This window comes from Sphaerotilus sp., from assembly GCF_013299175.1.
Classification (GTDB): domain Bacteria; phylum Pseudomonadota; class Gammaproteobacteria; order Burkholderiales; family Burkholderiaceae_C; genus Sphaerotilus.
In genome coordinates this window covers 1-17,529 of record NZ_JAAFKF010000081.1, presented here as the reverse complement: position 1 = coordinate 17,529, position 17,529 = coordinate 1, and the positions used below count along the sequence as shown (strand labels likewise).

Here is a 17,529-nt window from a genome sequence, read left to right as displayed (position 1 = left end):
CGAGCAACCCCTCCTCGGGACGCGCGCCAAGCCGATCCTCGCCATCGGTGCCTTGAAGTTCAAGGATCTCAACGGCAACGGCAAGCTCGATGCCTATGAAGACTGGCGCCGCCCGATCGACCAGCGTGTCGATGACCTCGTGGCACAGATGACGCTGGAGGAGAAGGCCGGCCTGATGCTGATCGAGACGCTCAACGGCGGCTGCGGCGGCGCACTGCAGCCCGCGGCAACCGAGTACGTCAACCGGCAGCAGATGCACCGCTTCATCCTGCGCAACGTGGTCAACGCGGTGGGCACCTGCAACCCGGACGCCGGCATCCGCGCCGGCTCGCAACTGACCCCGCAGCAGGCCGCGCAGTTCACCAACAGCGTGCAGGCCCTGACCGAAGGCACCCGCCTGGGCATCCCGGCGCTGTTCAAGTCCAACGCGCGCAACCACTTCGAGCGGGATGCGCGCACCGGCATCAACAACGCCTCGGGCGTGATGACCGAGTTCCCGAAGGAAGCCGGTCTGGCCGCTGCGGCGCTGGGCGACGAGTTCCTGAAGACCGGCAAGACCACCGCCGGCGACATGGCGGTGATCAAGCTCTTCTCGCATGTGATGGGCGAGGAGTGGAAGGCGATCGGCCTGCGCGGCATGTACGGCTACATGGCCGACCTGGCCACCGAGCCGCGCTGGTACCGGGTCCATGAAACCTTCACCGAGGACGCGGACCTCGGCGCCAACATCATGAAGACGCTGGTCGGCCACCTGCAAGGCGGGCCGCTCAACCCCGCCTCGCCGGTCGCACTGACCATGAAGCACTTCCCCGGTGGCGGCCCGCAGGAACTCGGGCTGGACCCGCACTACGCCTTCGGCAAGAACCAGGTCTACCCGGCCGGCAACTTCGGCTACCACCTCAAGCCGTGGCAAGCCGCCATCGACGCGGGGGTGTCGTCGATCATGCCGTACTACGGTGTCCCGATCGACGTGACCCACGAGGGCGTCAAGTACGAGCAGACCGGCATGGCCTTCTTCAAGCAGATCGTCACCGACTTGCTGCGCGGCAAGCTCGGCTTCAAGGGCTATGTCAACTCCGACACCGGCGTGATCAACGACCGTGCCTGGGGGCTGGAAGGCAAGACCGTGCCCGAGCGCGTCGCCGCGGCGATCAACGGCGGCACCGAGACGCTGTCGGGCTTCCACGATGTCAAGACCATCACCGATCTGGTCAAGGCCGGGCTGGTCAGCGAGGCCCGCGTCACCGAGGCGGCCAAGCGCCTCGTCCAACCGCTGTTCGCGCTGGGCCTGTTCGAAAACCCGTATGTCGATGAAGGCCAGGCGGGGGGCATCGTCGGCCGCGAGGTCTATCGCCAGACCGGGCTGGACGTGCAGCGCCGCTCCATCGTGCTGCTGCAGAACCCGGGCAGTGGTGCCGCCCGTGCGCTGCCGCTGTCACGCGAAGCCAACACCTACACGATGGGCCTGGACAGCGCCGATGCCCGGCAGTACTTCAGCAACACCACCAACGGCGAAGTCGGCGCCGACGGCCAGCCGCTCAAACGCGATGCCGCCGGCAACCTGAGCGGGCGGGCCTCGGCCACCGGCTTCGACCGTGCGGTGATCCGCGTCGAGGTCAGCAACGCCGGCACCAACGCCTACCGCACCAAGGACGTGGCGTTCGGTTCCAACCCCGCCTTCCTCAACCCGCTGACCGGCAAGACCTGGGGCGCCGAAGACCCCTGCATCACGCACCCGGCCGCCAACCCGCTGTGCGTCGATGACGGCAACCTGGGCGGACCCAGCCCGCTCGGTCTGGTGTTCGGTGGCGCCTTCCCCTGGGAAGTCAACAACATCTCGTTCACGACGATGGCGGCGTCGAAGTCGTGGCGCCTGTCGCCGTCGCTGGCCGACATCCAGGCGGTGATGAAGGAGATTGGCCCGGAGAAGGTGGTCTTGAGCATCAACTTCCGCCAGCCCTGGGTGATCGACGAAGCCAGCGGCTTGCGCAAGGCGGGCGCGCTCGTCGCCAGCTTCGGCGTCAGCAACACCGCGCTGCTCGACGTGCTGACCGGCAAGGTGCTGGCCAGCGGCGCGCCGGTCAAGCCGCAGGGCAAGCTGCCGTTCGCGCTGGCCAGCCACCTGCAAGCCGTCATCGACAACCAGCCCGATGCCCCTGGCTACCCGGCCAAGGACACGCTGTACCCGTTCGGCTTCGGCCTGAGCTACTGATCCGGTGCGGATGCCCGCCTGAAGGAAAACGCCACGATGCTGCCTCACCCCGCTTCCGCAATCCGTTTCAAGCGCCTGCTGCTGACCGGCGCGGCCGGCAACCTCGGCCGCGAACTCCGGCCTCGCCTGCAAGCCTATTGCGACACGCTGCGCCTGAGCGCCCGGGGAGACACGCTCGGCGCCGCCGGCCCGGGTGAGGAAATCGCCCCGGCCGACCTCGCGGACAAGGCCGCCGTGTTCGCCGCCCTCGAAGGCGTCGAGGCGGTCGTCCACATGGGCGGCGTCTCGACCGAGCAGACCTGGGAGTCCATCCGCGACGGCAACATCACCGGCATGGTCAACCTCTACGAAGCCGCCCGCCACCACGGCGTCAAGCGCATCGTCTTCGCCAGCTCCAACCACGTCACCGGCTTCTACCGCCAGGACGAGGTGGTCAGCCCGCGCGACCCGGTGCGCCCGGACGGCTTCTACGGGCTGTCGAAAGCCTTTGGCGAAAACCTGGCGCAGCTCTACTGGGACCGCTTCGGCATCGAGACGGTGAGCGTGCGCATCGGCTCGTCGTTCGCCGCCCCCAAGGACCGGCGCATGCTCGCCACCTGGATGAGCTACGACGACACGGAGAGGCTGATCGTCGCCGCACTGACCGCCCCAGTGGTCGGTCACAGCATCATTTACGGCATGAGCGACAACGCCACGACCTGGTGGGACAACACCTCGGCCCGCCACCTCGGCTACCGGCCGCAGGACTCGTCGGATGTGTTCCGCGCCGAGGTCGAGGCGCGCCAGCAGACGCTGGACCGCGACGACCCCGCCGTGCGCTACCAGGGGGGTGCCTTCGTGCGCACCGGGCCGTTCTTCGCCGGGGAGTGACCATGGAGCCGCTGTCGCTGCGCTACCCCGATCCCGCCATCGAAGTCCTGCACCCGGACTTCCTGAAACTGCGGCTCTACAGCGCCAGTGTCGAACGACTGGCCACCGGGCTGCGCTGGGCGGAGGGGCCGGTGTGGTTCGGCGACGGGCGTTACCTGCTGGTGTCGGACATCCCGAACGACCGCATCCTGCGCTGGGACGATTGCTCAGGCGCGGTGAGCGTGTTCCGCCAGCCGTCGAACAACGCCAACGGCCACGCCCGCGATGCGCAGGGCCGGCTCATCAGTTGCGAACACCTGACGCGCCGCATCACGCGCACCGAGCACGACGGCCGCGTCACCGTGCTGGCCGATCGGTTCGAGGGCGCCCGGCTGAACTCGCCCAACGACACCACGCTGTGCCGCCGCGATGGCGCGGTCTGGTTCACGGACCCGGATTTCGGGCTGCACGGCCACTGGGAAGGCGAGCCTGGCACGCCGGAGCGGCCGCACGGGGTCTACCGGATCGACGCGGCGACCGGGCGGCTCGACTGCGCGCTCGACGACCTCGCGGGTCCGAACGGCCTGGCGTTTTCGCCGGACGAGTCGGTGCTCTATGTGATCGAGAGCCGCGCCGCACCGCACCGCCTGGTCTGGGCCTACGACCACGCCGCCGACGGCACGCTGTCGAACCAGCGGCTGCACGTCGATGCCGACGGGCCAGGGGCGCTCGACGGCATGGCCTGCGACGTGGCGGGCAACCTCTGGTGCGGCTTCGGCACCAACGGCGCGCCGGGCACCGACGCCGCCGCGCTGGACGGCGTGCGGGTCTACAACCCGGCGGGCCAGCCGATCGGCCATGTTCACCTGCCGGAGCGATGCGCGAATGTCTGCTTCGGCGGGGCGAAGGGGAATCGGCTGTTCATGGCGGCGAGCCATTCGGTGTATGCGCTGCATGTGAACACGACGGGGGCGGTTCGGTAGGCGGACAGTGGCAGTCAGGCCAGCAATTCAGCCCGCGGCAGCCTGGAGGCGCCGACATCGAAGGTCATGAACCTGGACCGACCCAGGTGCGCCGCGCGCGCACTGAGAAGGCAGTCGGCGAAGTCGGCTCTCGACTGCTGGCTCCAGAGATACAGCGCTTCCTCGACCGTCGGCTCGTGTTCGAATTCGACATCACCGCTGTCGAGCAGGCGCGCGAAGGCGCCCGAGATGGAGGTCTTGTCGAGCTTGTAGCGGCTGCGAAGCACCCACTCGGTCTCCAGCAGCGCACAGAGCATGACGAGGACGGGTTCTTCGGCCTGCGCTGCGCCCTCCACCAGACGGCGTGCGGCGGTGAACTGCGCTTCGTCGTCCCGGACGAGCAGTCGAACCAGGACGTTCGTGTCAATGGCGATGCTCATTTGAACGGATTCATGTCCTCGATGGAAACCCTCGGCTGGTCAGGCCGGGTGAGCATCCCGGCGAGGTCGGCCAGCCGCTTGGTCTTGGCCCGCATGATGACGGTGCCATCGCTCAGCAGCGTGAAGGTCAGCTTGTCGCCAGCCTTCAGCCCCAGGCGGTCGCGGACTTCGCGAGGCACCGTGACTTGCCCCTTGCTGGTCAGGGTGGTGGCGTCGGCCATGGTCTTCCTTGCTCAGAAAGTATTACGAATGCAGGAATAGTAATACTGGGGTCACGGCCAGTCAACGGCACCGGCGCCGACGCGCTGGATGGCGTGCGAGTCGATGATCGGCCACCTGGCAGCACTGGGCTGCCAGGTGGTGCAGGGCTACGCGCGATCGCCAGACCGATGCCCGCGGCTGCCACGCCGATGTCCCTCACTCCGGTTTGATGCCCGCCGTCTTGATCACCTTGGCCCACAGGTCGATCTCGCTCTTCACGAAGTCGGTGTAGGGCTTGGCCCCCGGCTGCGGCACCACGAAGCCGGTGGACTCCAGCCGCTGCTTGATCTCGGGCGAGGTCATCACCTTTTTCAGCGCCGCGTCCAGCTTGTCCACGACCGGCTGCGGCGTGCCCTTGATGGCGGACAGGCCGGACCACGACAGCGCCTGGAAGCCAGGGAAACCGCTCTCCGCGACCGTCGGCACCTCCGGGTAAAGCGGGTTGCGCTGCAGGCTGCTGACCGCCAGCGGACGCAGCTTGCCGGACTTGACGTGCGGCAGTGCCACGTCCTGGTTGATGAACATCATCGGAATCTGGCCACCCAGCAGGTCTTGCATCATCGGACCGCCACCGCGGTAGGGAATACCGACCACGAAGAAGCCATTGCAGTTCTTGGCGCCGGGCGGGCACTTGCTGGCTTCCTGCTTGAGCAGCTCCATCGCCATGTGGCCCGACGCCGCGTGCGTGTAGCCGTAGTTCAGCTTGCCGGGGTTCTTGCGGATGTACTCGACCAGCTCCTTGAAGGTCTTGTACGGCGCATCGGCGTTGACCACCAGCACGTTCGGACCGGAATGGACCTGCGCCAGGTGGACAAAGTCCTTCATCGAGTCGTAGCCGAGCGCGGGATTCAGGCCGTGAGCGACCGCGTTCTGGCCGACGCCGGTCTGCAGCAGCGTGTAGCCGTCCGGGGTGGACTTGGCGCCGCGCAGGGTGCCGATGGTGCCGCCTGCGCCGCCGATGTTGTCCACGATGAACTGCTGGCCCAGTTCCTTCGAGAGTGCCTCGGCGATCAGGCGAGCCATGATGTCGCTGGTGCCCCCAGCAGGGAACGGGCTGATGATCTTGACCGGCTTGGTCGGGTAGTCGGTGGACTGCGCCAGCGCGGGCAGCGCCAGCAGAGCCAGGGTGCTGGCAGCGGCGGCGAGCAGGGTGCGGCGGATCGTCTTCATGGTCTTGTCTCCGGTACAGGGGGAAAAACAGGGTCAGGCGCGCACGCCGATTTCACGGACTTCGCGGGTCCAGGTGCGGCTCTGCTCGCTCAGGCTCAGCCCGAGTCCAGGGCGCCTGGGCACCAGCATCCGGCCGTCCCGGATCTCGATGCGTTCGTTGAACAGCGGCTCCAGCCACTCGAAATGCTCCACCCACGGCTCGCGCGGGTAGGCGGCGGCGAGGTGGACGTGCAGCTCCATCGCGAAATGCGGCGCCAGCATCAGCCCGGCGTGGTCGGCCAGGGCGGCGATCTTCAGGAACGGCGTGATGCCACCGACCCGCGGTGCGTCGGGCATCAGGTAGTCGGCGGCGCGGTGGCGGATCAGGTCGCCGTGCTCGGCGGCGCTGGTGAGCATCTCGCCGGTGGCGATCGGCGTGTCGAACTGGGCCGCCAGCGCCGCATGGCCTTCGTGGTCGTAGGCGTCCAGCGGCTCCTCGATCCAGACCAGGTGGTACGGCTCGAACAGGCGGCACATGCGCTGCGCGGTCGGGCGGTCCCACTGCTGGTTGGCATCCACCATCAGCGCGACGCCGTCGCCCAGGTGCCGGCGCACGGCCGAGACCCGCTGCACATCCAGAGCGCAGTCGGGCTGGCCGACCTTGAGCTTGATGCCGCCGATGCCGCGTGCGATCGAGGCCGAGGCGTTCACCAGCAACTGGTCGAGCGGCGTGTGCAGGAAACCGCCCGACGTGTTGTAGCAGCGAACAGACTCCCGGTGCGCACCCAGCAGCTTGGCCAGCGACAGCCCGGCACGGCGCGCCTTCAGATCCCACAGCGCCACGTCGAACGCACCGATCGCCTGCGTCGCCATGCCGCTGCGCCCGACCGAGGCCCCCGCCCAGCACAGCTTGTCCCACAGCCGGGCGATGTCGCTCGGGTCTTCGCCGATCAGCGCCGGAGCGACTTCGCAGGCGTGCGCGAACTGGCCGGGGCCGCCGGCCCGCTTGGCGTAGCTGAAGCCCAGCCCCTGGTGGCCGCCGGTGGTCTCGATCTCGGCGAAGAGCATCGCGATCTCGGTCATCGGCTTCTGGCGGCCGGTCAGCACCTTGGCGTCGCTGATCGGGGTGGCCAGCGGCAGGTAACACGAGGAGACGCGCACCCAGGCGATGCGGTCGTCGGAGGTCAGGTCGGAGGACAAGGGCATGGGCATGGGCATGGACAAAGACATGGCTGCGTCAGACCGGCTGGCCTGCCCGTGCCGAGAGCCAGCCCGGGGCGTCCTGCAGGCACACCGGCCGCAGGAAGCGCGCCATCGCGGCATCGCCGACCGAGGTGGACTCGGGGCGGCTGCTGCTGGGCCACGGGCCGCCGTGCTGCTGGGCAGCGGTGACGGCCACGCCGGTCGGCACCCCGGCGAAGAGCACCCGTCCGGCGATCGCCATGGCGCCACGCACCAGCGCCCGCGCCGCGTCCGACGCCTGCTCGACGCCCCACAGCGTCACCGTCAGGCTGCCCCCGACCGCCTGCAGCACCTGCAGCGCCTGCGCCAGGCTGGCCGCCCGCACGATCAGGCTGCTCGGGCCGAACACTTCCTCGCGCAAGGCCGAGCGGGCGATGAAATCCAGCGCCGACACCTGCGCCAGCACCGGGCGCGGCGGTTGACCCGCAGCGGCGGTGTCCTGCACCAGCATCTCGGCACCTGCTGCGGCCCAATGCGCGACACCGGCTTCGAAGGCACCGCGCATCGCCGTGGTCAGCATCGCGTGCGGCTGCTGCGGGCGCAGCGCCTCGGCCAGTTGCGCGACGAAGCCGTCGTTGATCGCCTTGGTGTCGAGGCCGGGTTGCAGCTCGTCGATCAGGACGATGACGCCGGGGTTGGTGCAGAACTGCCCGCAGCCGAGCGTGATCGAGCCGGCCAGCGTCGCGGCCAGCGCGGCGCCGTCGGTGGCGAGTTTGGCGGGCAGCGCCACGACCGGGTTGACCGAGCCGAGTTCGCCGAAGAACGGGATCGGCCGCGGACGCGCCGCCGCTTCCGCCGCCAGCGCAGCCCCACCCTGGGTCGAGCCGGTGAACGCGCCCGCCGCGATGGCCGGATGGCGCACCAATCGCACGCCGATGTCACGCCCGCCGCCCTGCACCATGCTGACCAGACCGGCAGGCAGGTTCAATGCCACGAGCACGCCCTGAACCAGCCCGAACACGCGGTTCGACAGCAGCAGGTGGCCCGAATGCGCCTTGACGACCACCGGGCAACCCGCGGCCAGCGCCGACGCTGTGTCACCACCGAGCACCGAGAACGCGAACGGGAAATTCGACGCCGAGAACATCGCCACCGGGCCGAGCGGCACCGACCAGCGTTGCATCAACGGATGACCGGCCGGCGGCGGACCCGCGACGGCCGGGTCATCGGTGAAGGCAAACGGCTCGCCACGCTCGGCGAGGTCGGCGAAGCGGCGGAGTTGGAACGCCGTGCGGTCGAGTTCGCCGTTCAGGCGGATCGGGCCGAGGGCGGTCTCGCGGTCGGCCAGCGCGACCAGCTCGGCGCGGTCGCCTTCCAGCGCGGCGGCCAGCGCCCGCAGCAGCGCACCACGCTCGGCACCCGAAGCCGCCTGCCACGGCGCAAACGCCGCCGCGGCCGCGTCGCAGGCGGCATCGACCGCCGCGGGCGTGCTGGCCGGCACCTGGTCGAGCACCGCGCCCGTGCGGGCCTCGAAAGAAGAAAGCAGAGTCGTCATCGGGAAGTCCTGTGGTCCTGTAATCCGGGGAAAGAGGGGGCGGCGAGGTCAGCGCACCATGCACGGACGCTTCGGATCGAAGGTCCAGCCGGGGATCAGATACTGCATCGCGGTGGCATCGTCGCGGGCGCCAAGGCCATGCTGCAGGTAGAGCTGGTGCGCCTTCTCCACCTCGACCATGTCCAGCTCGACGCCCAGGCCCGGTTTCTGCGGCACTTGCACATGGCCGCCGACGATCTGCAGCGGCTCCTTCGTCAGGCGCTGGCCGTCCTGCCAGATCCAGTGCGTGTCGATGGCGGTGACCTTGCCCGGCGCCGCCGCGCCGACGTGCGTGAACATCGCCAGCGACACGTCGAAGTGGTTGTTCGAGTGCGAACCCCAGGTCAGACCCCAGTCGCGGCAGGTCTGCGCCACGCGCACCGAGCCGGCCATGGTCCAGAAATGCGGATCGGCCAGCGGGATGTCCACCGACTGCAGCGACAGCGCGTGCGCGAACTGGCGCCAGTCGGTGGCGACCATGTTGGTGGCGGTGGGCAGGCCGGTGGCGCGGCGGAACTCGGCCATCACCTCGCGGCCGGAGAAACCGCCCTCGGCGCCGCACGGGTCTTCGGCATACGCGACGACGCCACGCATCCGGTGGCCCAGGCGAATCGCGTCCTTCAGCAGCCAGCCGCCGTTCGGGTCCAGCGTCACGCGGGCCTCGGGGAAGCGTTCGTGGATCGCGGTCACGGCGTCCACCTCGGCATCCCCCGCCAGCACGCCGCCCTTGAGCTTGAAGTCGTTGAAGCCGTACTTCTCGCGGGTGGCCTCGGCCAGCCGCACGATGGCGTCGGGGGTCATCGCCTCTTCGTGGCGCAGGCGGAACCAGTCGTGGTCGGCGTCCGGTTCGCTGGTCGGATCGACATAGGGAAGATCGGTCTTCGTGCGGTCGCCGACGAAGAACAGGTAGCCGAGCATCTCGACCGCATCGCGCTGGCGGCCTTCGCCGAGCAGGTCGCACACCGGCAGCCCGAGGTGCTGGCCGAGCAGGTCGAGCATGGCCGCCTCGACCGCCGTCACCGCGTGGATCGTCGTGCGCAGATCGAAGGTCTGCAGGCCGCGCCCGCCGGAGTCCCGATCGGCAAACGCCTGCTGCACCTCGCGCAGCACGCGCAGGTGGTTGCCGACCGGCTGGCCGACCACCAGCGGGCGGGCGTCCTCCAGCGTCTGGCGGATCTTCTCGCCGCCGGGCACCTCGCCGACGCCGGTGTGGCCCGCCGTGTCGGTCAGCACCAGCAGGTTGCGGGTGAAGAACGGCGCGTGCGCACCGCTCAGGTTCATCAGCATCCCGTCGCGGCCGGCGACCGGGATGACACGCATCGCAGCGATCCGCGGCAGGTCAGCGCCTGCGAAGGTCTGGGGAGCCGTCACGTCCACTCCCTCACTGCGCACCGAGCGGCGCCATCAGGCGGGCCAGTTCCTCGACCTCCGGCGCCTTCAGGTCGCTCAGCGGTGGGCGTACCGGGCCAGCGGGGTGGCCGGCAATGGCAGCACCCGCCTTGACGATCGACACCGCATAGCCCTCGCCCTTGTTGCGCAGCGCGATGTAGGGCAGGAAGAACTCGCGGATCAGGCGGTCGCAGGTCGCGGTGTCGCCGGCGGCGTGGGCGTTGTAGAAGTCCATCGCCGTCTTCGGGATGAAGTTGAACACCGCCGACGAGTACACCGGGCAGCCCATCGCCTTGTAGGCACCGGCGAACAATTCCGCCGTTGGCAGGCCGCCGAGGTAGGCAAAACGCTCGCCGAGCGTCTGGCGGATGGCGACAAACTTCTCGATGTCGCCAAAGCCATCCTTGAAGCCGATCAGGTTCGGGCAAGTCTCGGCCAGCACCAGCAGCGACTGCGGCGTCAGGCGGCAGGCGCCACGGTTGTAGACCACGACGCCGAACTTCACGCTGCGGCACACGGCCTGGACGTGCGCGACCAGCCCTTCTTGCGACGCTTCGGTCAGGTAGTGCGGCAGCAGCAGCACGCCTTGTGCGCCCAGGCGCTCGGCTTCCTGCGCATACTGGATCGCCACGCGGGTCGCGCCACCGGCACCGGCCAGGATCGGCGTGCGGTTGCGGCAGGTGTCGAGCGCGACGCGGATCACGTCGCTGTACTCACCCGGCTCCAGCGAGAAGAACTCCCCCGTGCCGCCCGCCGCGAACAGCGCCGACGCACCGTAAGGCTGCAGCCACTCCAGGCGCTCGGCGTAGCCTTTCGGCTCGAAGTTCAGCTCGGCGTCGAAGTCGGTCAGCGGGAAGGACAGCAGGCCAGCTTCGAGGACAGTCTTGAGTTCTTGCGGGGTCATGGGAAAGCTCCGTTGGGGCGTGTTCAGATTCGTTGTTAGTCATCATACAACTAGCCCACACCGCTGCCAACGGGAAAACCCTGCGCCCAAGTCCTTGCAAAATTCCATCCTAGATAATGTTGTACGATGACCATGGAACCACGGACCGAGATGACGGAAATGACGATGCCCCAGCCCCGCCCGCCCCTGACCATCCGCATGCACGACGACGACGACGTCGCCATCGTCGCCAACGACGGAGGGCTGCCCGCCGGGACGGTGCTGCCCGCGGGCGTGCCAGGCGCCGGGCTGGTGCTGCGCGACAAGGTGCCGCAGGGCCACAAGGTTGCGCTCGTGGACATCGCGCAGGGCGGCGTGGTGCGGCGCTACAACGTGCCGATCGGCTACGCGCTGAAGGACATCCCGGCAGGGTCGTGGGTGCATGAACGGCTGCTGCAGATGCCAGCGGCCCGCGAGTTGCAGGGGCTGCCGATGGCGACCGTGCCAGCGCCGGTCCACGCGCCACTCACCGGCTACACCTTCGAGGGCTACCGCAACGCGGATGGCTCGGTCGGCACGCGCAACATTCTGGCGATCACGACGACCGTGCAGTGCGTGGCCGGTGTAGTCGCGCAAGCGGTGGCGCGCATCAAGGCGGAGCTGCTGCCGCGCTACCCGAACGTGGACGACGTGATCGGGCTGGAGCACAGCTACGGCTGCGGCGTGGCGATCGACGCACCGGACGCGGTGATCCCGATCCGCACGCTGAGGAACATCTCGCTGAACCCGAACTTCGGCGGCGAGGTGATGGTGGTGAGCCTGGGCTGCGAGAAGCTGCAGCCGGATCGCCTCTTGCCGCCCGGCAGTTTCCCGATCACCGACGAACGCGATGCGGGCCTTGGCCCGGAGACGGTCTGCCTGCAGGACGACCACCACGTCGGCTTCATGTCCATGCTGGACGACATCGTGAACAGCGCCAGGCCGCACCTCGCCCGCTTGAACGCCCGCCGCCGCGAGACGATTCCGGCGAGCGAGCTGGTGGTCGGCGTGCAGTGTGGCGGCTCGGATGCGTTCTCGGGCGTGACGGCGAACCCGGCGGTGGGTTACTGCGCCGACCTGCTGGTGCGGGCTGGGGCGACGGTGATGTTCAGCGAGAACACGGAGGTGCGCGACGGCGTCGAGCAGCTCACCTCACGCGCCGCCACGCCCGCAGTCGCCGAGGCGATCGTGCGCGAACTCGGCTGGTACGACCGCTATCTCGACCGCGGGCGCGTCGATCGCTCCGCCAACACGACGCCGGGCAACAAGGCGGGCGGGCTGTCCAACATCACCGAGAAGGCGATGGGCTCGATCATCAAGAGCGGCTCGTCGGCGATCTCGCACGTCCTGTCGCCGGGCGAGAAGCTGCGGCCGAACCAGCGCGGCCTGGTCTACGCGGCGACACCGGCCAGCGACTTCATCTGCGGCACGCTGCAGCTCGCCGCCGGCATGAACCTGCACGTCTTCACCACCGGGCGCGGCACGCCTTACGGGCTGGCCGAGTGCCCGGTCATCAAGGTGGCGACCCGCAGCGATCTGGCGCGCCGCTGGCACGACCTGATGGACGTGAACGCCGGCCGCATCGCCGATGGCGAAGAGACGATCGAGGAAGCGGGCTGGGCGATGTTCCGGCTGATGCTGGAGGTCGCCAGCGGGAAGAAGACGTGGGCGGAGCACTGGAAGCTGCACAACGCGCTGGTGTTGTTCAATCCGGCGCCGGTTACCTGAGCACAGACAGCACCTGCCCCCACTCCAGCCCATAGCGCCCCAGGTACTTCCGCAGCCGATCCGCGTCGTTGACCACGCTGCGCTGCGTGCGGCTCACGTCGAACAGCACGCGGCCGGCGTCCGACAGCGAGCGGCTCTTGCGGCACACGGCGATCACGGCTTCGAGCTGCAGCCGCTCGAACAGGTCCAGCCCGGCCAGCGTCGCCGCGTCGAGGCACTCGGCCAGATCGACCGGTGAGCCACCCGGCGCCGCACCCGCCCGCCCCGCCCCGCCGTGGTGTGCCCACAGCCAGCGCAGCCGCCCGATTTCCGCCTCGACCAGCCCGGTGCCGATGCGCCCGCCGTCGGCCAGCGTCGCCAGCCGGGTGATGCTGCCAGCGAGGTCGCGGAAGTTGCCGCTCCACACCGCCTCGGGCGACTGTGCGAACTGCAGGTAACGCGCCCGCGCCTCGACGTTGAAGCGCACCACCTGCCCCGTCTCGGCGGTGCTGAGCTGCAGCAGGTGGTCCACGTTCGGCTCGATGTCCTCCGGCCGCCCGGTCAGCCCCGGCAGGTGGTAGCTCCACAGGTTGATGCGCGCGAACAGGTCTTCGCGGAAGCGCCCCGCCACCACGTCGGCGCGCAGGTCGCGGTGCGTGCCGGCGATGAGCTGAAAATCGCTCGCCACCTCGCGGTCGGCGCCCACCGGGAAAAACCGCTTCTCCTCCACCGCTTTCAGCAGCATCGCCTGTTCGTCCGGCCCGAGTTCGCCGATCTCGTCGAGGAACAGCACGCCCTCGTGCGCCGTCCGCAGCAAACCGGCGCGTGCCGTGGCCGCCCCGGTGAACGCGCCCTTCTGGTGGCCGAACAGCGCGGACGCGGCACCATCGCCCTGCAGCGTCGCGCAGTTGACCTCGACGAAGGCGCCGCTGACCTGGTGGCGCGACTTCTTCAGCTCGAACATGCGCCGCGCCAGGTGCGACTTGCCTGCGCCCGTCGGCCCGGTGAGCAGGACCGGCGCCTTCGAGCGCACCGCCACGCGCTCGATCTCGTCGATCAGCGCATTGAAGCGGGCGTTGCGGGTGGCGATGCCGCTTTTCAGGAAGCTCACCGCGTCGCCCTGCGCCTGGCTGAACCGCTGCGCCAGCACGTCGTAGCGCGACAGGTCGAGGTCGATCAGCGCGTACTCGCCCGGCTCGCCATGGCGCTGGCGCTTCGGGGGCGCGGTCTGCAGCAGCACGCCGGGCAGGAACCGCGCCTCGACCAGCAGGAACAGGCAGATCTGCGCGACGTGGGTGCCGGTGGTGATGTGTGCCCAGTAACGCTCGCGCTCGGGGTCGAAGGGGTAGTCGCGGGACCAGTCGTAGAGCGCGCCGTAGACCTCGCCGAAGTCCCACGGATCGTCCAGTGCCAGCGGCACGAGGTTCACCGTGGTTTCGGGTGACACGGCCCCGATGTCGGCCTTGACCAGCTCGGCCAGCCGCAGGTGCTGCTTGGTGTAGAGCAGCTCCAGCCGATCGACCACCAACTCCTCGTGCTGCGTCAGCGAGACGGTCGGGCGCCACTTTTCCCAGCGGCCGGCGCCCTGCCCGCCGTCGAGCTGGGTGCCGAGGAAGCCGATGACGACGGTTTTCTGAGCCTGGGGCTGGGTCTGGTTCTGGGTCTGGGCCATGGCGTTTTGCCTTTTTGATCAAGCTAGTTCATTAGCCAATTTATTAGCCAATATTCTAGTTTTACAGATGACATGGCTGAACAGTTCACCGATCAAAAACCTGCCTACTGAAAAATTTTCCTTTTACGAACAATGACTTAGCCAATAGTCAAGCACCAAATCAGCCCGTTCGTCACGGGCTGGCACACCCGTTGCAATAGAACAGGCACAGAACCACAACAAACCTACAACGAAGTTCAGGAGCCGGACCATGGTCAACAAGACGCTGTTTCAAACCCTGCGCGGTGCGCTGACTCCGGCCGCGAACACGACGAATGCCGAAGGCGCCAGCGCCTACGCCCTGTCGCCGCGTCACCAACTGGCGCAACTGGCCGCCACGGGCTGCCTGAGCCAGACGTTCTACGCCAGCGCCGAAACCGAGCTGGCCGAGGTGCTGGCCCTGGCGGCGCAGGTGGACGCCGAGTTCGTCGCCAAGACCGCCGTCTACGCCCGGCAGGCCGGCCACATGAAGGACATGCCCGCGCTGCTGCTGGCCACGCTGGCGACGCGGGACGTGCCGCTGATGGTGCAGGCGTTCGGCGCGGTGATCGACAGCGGCAAGATGCTGCGCCACTGGGTGCAGATCCTGCGCAGTGGCGTCACGGGTCGCCAGTCACTCGGCAGCCGGCCCAAGAAGCTGGTGCAACGCTGGCTGCTGAACGCCAGCGAGGCGCAGTTGCTGCACGCCTCGGTGGGCACGGCGCCGTCGCTGGCCGACGTGGTGAAGATGGTTCACCCGAAGCCGGACGAGGCATGGCGGGCCGCGTGGTTCGCGTGGCTGATCGGCAAGCCGCATGACGAGGCGGCGCTGCCCCCGGTGACGCGGGCGTTCGAGCAGTACAAGCGCGCCGCCTTGTCGGGCGACGCGGCGGCGGTGGCCGCTCTGCCCTTGCCGGCGGTGCCGTTCCAGATGCTGACCGCGCTGCCGCTGGATTCGGCGCAGTGGGTGCGCATCGCGGCGCAGGGTTCGTGGCAGATGGTGCGTCAGAACCTGAACACCTTCGCCCGGCACGGCGTGTTCGCGCAGCCTGGCATGGCGGCACAGATCGCCGGCCTGCTGCGCGATCCGCAGGCGGTGGCGCGGGCGCAGGTGCTGCCGTACCAGTTGCTGGCGGCGTACCACCACACCGAGTCGGGCGTGCCCGGCGAGGTGCGCGAGGCACTGCAGGACGCGATGGCGTTGGCATTGGCACAGGTGCCGGCACTGTCGGGCCGGGTGGTGGTGTGCCCGGACGTGTCAGGTTCGATGGCCTCGGCCGTCACCGGCCACCGCCAGGGCGCGACCAGCGCGGTGCGCTGCATCGACGTGGCCGCGCTGGTGGCGGCGGCGCTGGTGCGGCGCAACCCGCAGACCCGCGTGCTGCCGTTCGAGGAGAACGTGGTGTCGCTGGCGCTCGACCCGCAGGACTCGGTGATGACCAACGCGGCCAAGCTGGCGGCGATCGGCGGCGGTGGCACGAACGTGAGTGCGCCGCTGGCCCTGCTGAACCGGGAACGGGCGGCGGTGGACCTGGTGGTCATCGTCTCGGACAACGAGTCCTGGATCGACCGCCAGCGCCACGGCGCCACCGAAACGCAGCGCCAGTGGGCCGCCCTGAAAGCCCGCTGCCCGAAGGCGAAGCTGGTGTGCATCGACCTCCAGCCGCGCACCACCACGCAGGTGGTGGACAGCGCGGACGTGATGAACATCGGCGGGTTCTCGGACGCGGTGTTCGGCGCGATGGGGCGGTTCGTGGCGGGTGAAACCGACGCGGCGCACTGGGTCGCCGAGATTGACAAGGTGGTCATTGCATCGCAGTGACCTTGTACAAGTTACGCACGAATGCCGACGGGACTACATCTGGTGAATGCAGGTTCGATCCCTGCGAATGTCTCGTCATCCCTTGTCGTGCTTTTTTTCGGGTCGCCACCATGCGCCCCACCTTCTCGACTGCTCAACATTGACCGGCGAAGAACATGAACAACGTCAACTACAACGAAGTCGCCACCGAAGGTGGTGTGCCCATCAAGATGTGGACCCGCGGCGTGCCCGTCGAACCCGAGGCCCTGCAGCAGCTCACCAACGCCGCCCGCCTGCCCATCGTGTTCCACCACGTCGCGGCGATGCCGGACGTTCACCTCGGGATCGGGGCCACGGTCGGCTCGGTGATCCCGACGTTCAAGGCGATCATCCCGGCCGCCGTGGGTGTGGACATCGGCTGCGGGATGATGGCGTGCAAGACGACGCTGCGGGCCGAGGATCTGCCGGACAACCTCGGGCCGCTGCGCGCGGCGATCGAGAAGGCGGTGCCGCACGGCCGCAATCCCGAGCGCCGAGGCCGCGACCACGGCGCCTGGGACACGCCGCCCGATGAGGCGGACGCGGCGTGGGCGGGGCTGGTGGACGAGTTCGACGCGATCTGCGCCGACTACCCGAAGCTGAAGAACACCAACAACCGCAAGCACATGGGGACGCTGGGAACCGGGAACCACTTCATCGAGGTCTGCCTGGACGAAGCGGGTGCGGTGTGGTTCATGCTGCACTCCGGCTCACGCGGGGTGGGCAACGCCATCGGGACGCGCTTCATCGAGCTGGCCAAGGAGGACGCGATGCGCAATGACGTGCATCTGCCGGACAAGGATCTGGCGTACTTCGAGGAAGGCTCGCAGTATTTCGGCGACTACGTGCGCGCCGTCGGCTGGGCGCAGAAATTCGCCCGCGCCAACCGCGAGGTGATGATGCGGCGCGTGGTGGGCGCAGCGCGGCAGGTGATCGCCAAGCCGTTCGAGGCGCACCTGGAGGCGGTGAACTGCCACCACAACTACGTGCAGCGCGAGACCCACTTCGGCGAGGACGTGTTCGTGACGCGCAAGGGGGCGGTGAGCGCGAAGAAGGGCGAGCTGGGGATCATCCCGGGGAGCATGGGGGCGCGCTCGTACATCGTGCGCGGGAAGGGCAACCCCGAGAGCTTCGAGAGCTGCAGCCACGGCGCCGGCCGCGTGATGAGCCGCACCAAGGCCAAGAAGCTCTACACCGTGGCCGACCAGATCGCGGCGACCGCGGGCGTCGAGTGCCGCAAGGACGCCGACGTGATCGACGAGATTCCGATGGCGTACAAGGACATCGATGCGGTGATGGCGGCGCAGGGGGATCTGGTGGAGGTGGTGTATG

At 68.7% G+C, this 17,529-nt stretch carries 14 protein-coding genes; 6 read left to right on the top strand and 8 right to left on the bottom strand.

What is annotated here, in order from left to right; all coding sequences use genetic code 11:
- From QZW52_RS13910 to QZW52_RS13900, 3 genes are all read left to right on the top strand, one after another.
- Nucleotides 1-2,212: glycoside hydrolase family 3 protein (locus QZW52_RS13910; protein WP_293999917.1), on the top strand; the 2,212-nt coding region annotated here is incomplete at its 5' end.
- A gap of 36 nt (nt 2,213-2,248) precedes the next feature.
- Nucleotides 2,249-3,082, top strand: a complete 834-nt coding sequence (locus QZW52_RS13905) for an NAD-dependent epimerase/dehydratase family protein (RefSeq protein WP_293999915.1) — start codon at nt 2,249-2,251, stop codon at nt 3,080-3,082.
- Between the two features lie 2 nt (nt 3,083-3,084).
- On the top strand, nt 3,085-4,044 hold the full coding sequence (locus tag QZW52_RS13900; protein ID WP_293999913.1) for an SMP-30/gluconolactonase/LRE family protein: 960 nt from the start codon (nt 3,085-3,087) through the stop codon (nt 4,042-4,044).
- Nucleotides 4,045-4,058: 14 nt separating this feature from the next.
- On the opposite strand, the gene QZW52_RS13895 is transcribed toward QZW52_RS13900, so the two are convergent.
- The 7 genes from QZW52_RS13895 to kdgD form a co-directional block, all read right to left on the bottom strand.
- Entirely contained in the window at nt 4,059-4,463 is a 405-nt protein-coding gene (locus QZW52_RS13895) for a PIN domain-containing protein (protein WP_293999911.1), read from the bottom strand.
- Nucleotides 4,460-4,684, bottom strand: coding sequence for an AbrB/MazE/SpoVT family DNA-binding domain-containing protein (locus tag QZW52_RS13890; RefSeq protein WP_293999910.1), 225 nt, complete (start codon nt 4,682-4,684; stop codon nt 4,460-4,462). The genes QZW52_RS13895 and QZW52_RS13890 overlap by 4 nt, the downstream gene beginning before the upstream one ends.
- 196 nt (nt 4,685-4,880) lie before the next feature.
- Complete coding sequence (locus QZW52_RS13885) at nt 4,881-5,894, bottom strand: Bug family tripartite tricarboxylate transporter substrate binding protein (RefSeq protein WP_293999909.1); 1,014 nt, start codon at nt 5,892-5,894, stop codon at nt 4,881-4,883.
- Between the two features lie 33 nt (nt 5,895-5,927).
- Nucleotides 5,928-7,079, bottom strand: coding sequence for an L-talarate/galactarate dehydratase (locus tag QZW52_RS13880; RefSeq protein ID WP_293999907.1), 1,152 nt, complete (start codon nt 7,077-7,079; stop codon nt 5,928-5,930).
- A 31-nt stretch (nt 7,080-7,110) separates the two neighbouring features.
- Entirely contained in the window at nt 7,111-8,610 is a 1,500-nt protein-coding gene (locus QZW52_RS13875) for an aldehyde dehydrogenase family protein (RefSeq protein ID WP_293999906.1), read from the bottom strand.
- Between the two features lie 48 nt (nt 8,611-8,658).
- Nucleotides 8,659-10,020: a glucarate dehydratase gene (gene gudD, locus QZW52_RS13870; protein WP_293999905.1), complete on the bottom strand. Its 1,362-nt coding sequence runs from the start codon at nt 10,018-10,020 to the stop codon at nt 8,659-8,661.
- Nucleotides 10,021-10,030: 10 nt separating this feature from the next.
- Nucleotides 10,031-10,942 (bottom strand): 5-dehydro-4-deoxyglucarate dehydratase, encoded by a 912-nt coding sequence (gene kdgD / locus QZW52_RS13865; protein ID WP_293999904.1) that lies wholly within the window; start codon nt 10,940-10,942, stop codon nt 10,031-10,033.
- Between the two features lie 159 nt (nt 10,943-11,101).
- Between kdgD and garD the strand changes: the two genes are divergently transcribed.
- The gene (gene garD / locus QZW52_RS13860; RefSeq protein ID WP_293999918.1) at nt 11,102-12,688 is read left to right on the top strand and encodes a galactarate dehydratase; all 1,587 of its coding nucleotides are present in this window, start codon (nt 11,102-11,104) and stop codon (nt 12,686-12,688) included.
- On the opposite strand, the gene rtcR is transcribed toward garD, so the two are convergent.
- A complete protein-coding gene (rtcR, locus tag QZW52_RS13855) occupies nt 12,681-14,339 on the bottom strand; it encodes an RNA repair transcriptional activator RtcR (protein WP_293999902.1) in 1,659 nt (552 codons plus the stop codon). The genes garD and rtcR overlap by 8 nt on opposite strands.
- A 250-nt stretch (nt 14,340-14,589) precedes the next feature.
- On the opposite strand from rtcR, the gene QZW52_RS13850 reads away from it, so the two are divergent.
- Both QZW52_RS13850 and QZW52_RS13845 read left to right on the top strand, forming a co-directional pair.
- The gene (locus QZW52_RS13850) at nt 14,590-16,179 is read left to right on the top strand and encodes a vWA domain-containing protein (protein ID WP_293999901.1); all 1,590 of its coding nucleotides are present in this window, start codon (nt 14,590-14,592) and stop codon (nt 16,177-16,179) included.
- A 155-nt stretch (nt 16,180-16,334) separates the two neighbouring features.
- On the top strand, nt 16,335-17,529 hold a 1,195-nt coding region (locus QZW52_RS13845), incomplete at its 3' end, for an RtcB family protein (protein ID WP_293999900.1).

Coding starts and splice junctions, on each gene's coding strand:
- rtcR (WP_293999902.1), bottom strand. CDS start 14,339: ATGGCCCAGACCCAGAACCAGACCCAGCCCCAGGCTCAGAAAACCGTC.
- QZW52_RS13850 (WP_293999901.1), top strand. CDS start 14,590: ATGGTCAACAAGACGCTGTTTCAAACCCTGCGCGGTGCGCTGACTCCG.
- kdgD (WP_293999904.1), bottom strand. CDS start 10,942: ATGACCCCGCAAGAACTCAAGACTGTCCTCGAAGCTGGCCTGCTGTCC.
- QZW52_RS13905 (WP_293999915.1), top strand. CDS start 2,249: ATGCTGCCTCACCCCGCTTCCGCAATCCGTTTCAAGCGCCTGCTGCTG.
- QZW52_RS13880 (WP_293999907.1), bottom strand. CDS start 7,079: ATGCCCTTGTCCTCCGACCTGACCTCCGACGACCGCATCGCCTGGGTG.
- QZW52_RS13885 (WP_293999909.1), bottom strand. CDS start 5,894: ATGAAGACGATCCGCCGCACCCTGCTCGCCGCCGCTGCCAGCACCCTG.
- QZW52_RS13895 (WP_293999911.1), bottom strand. CDS start 4,463: ATGAGCATCGCCATTGACACGAACGTCCTGGTTCGACTGCTCGTCCGG.
- garD (WP_293999918.1), top strand. CDS start 11,102: ATGACGATGCCCCAGCCCCGCCCGCCCCTGACCATCCGCATGCACGAC.
- QZW52_RS13890 (WP_293999910.1), bottom strand. CDS start 4,684: ATGGCCGACGCCACCACCCTGACCAGCAAGGGGCAAGTCACGGTGCCT.
- QZW52_RS13875 (WP_293999906.1), bottom strand. CDS start 8,610: ATGACGACTCTGCTTTCTTCTTTCGAGGCCCGCACGGGCGCGGTGCTC.
- QZW52_RS13900 (WP_293999913.1), top strand. CDS start 3,085: ATGGAGCCGCTGTCGCTGCGCTACCCCGATCCCGCCATCGAAGTCCTG.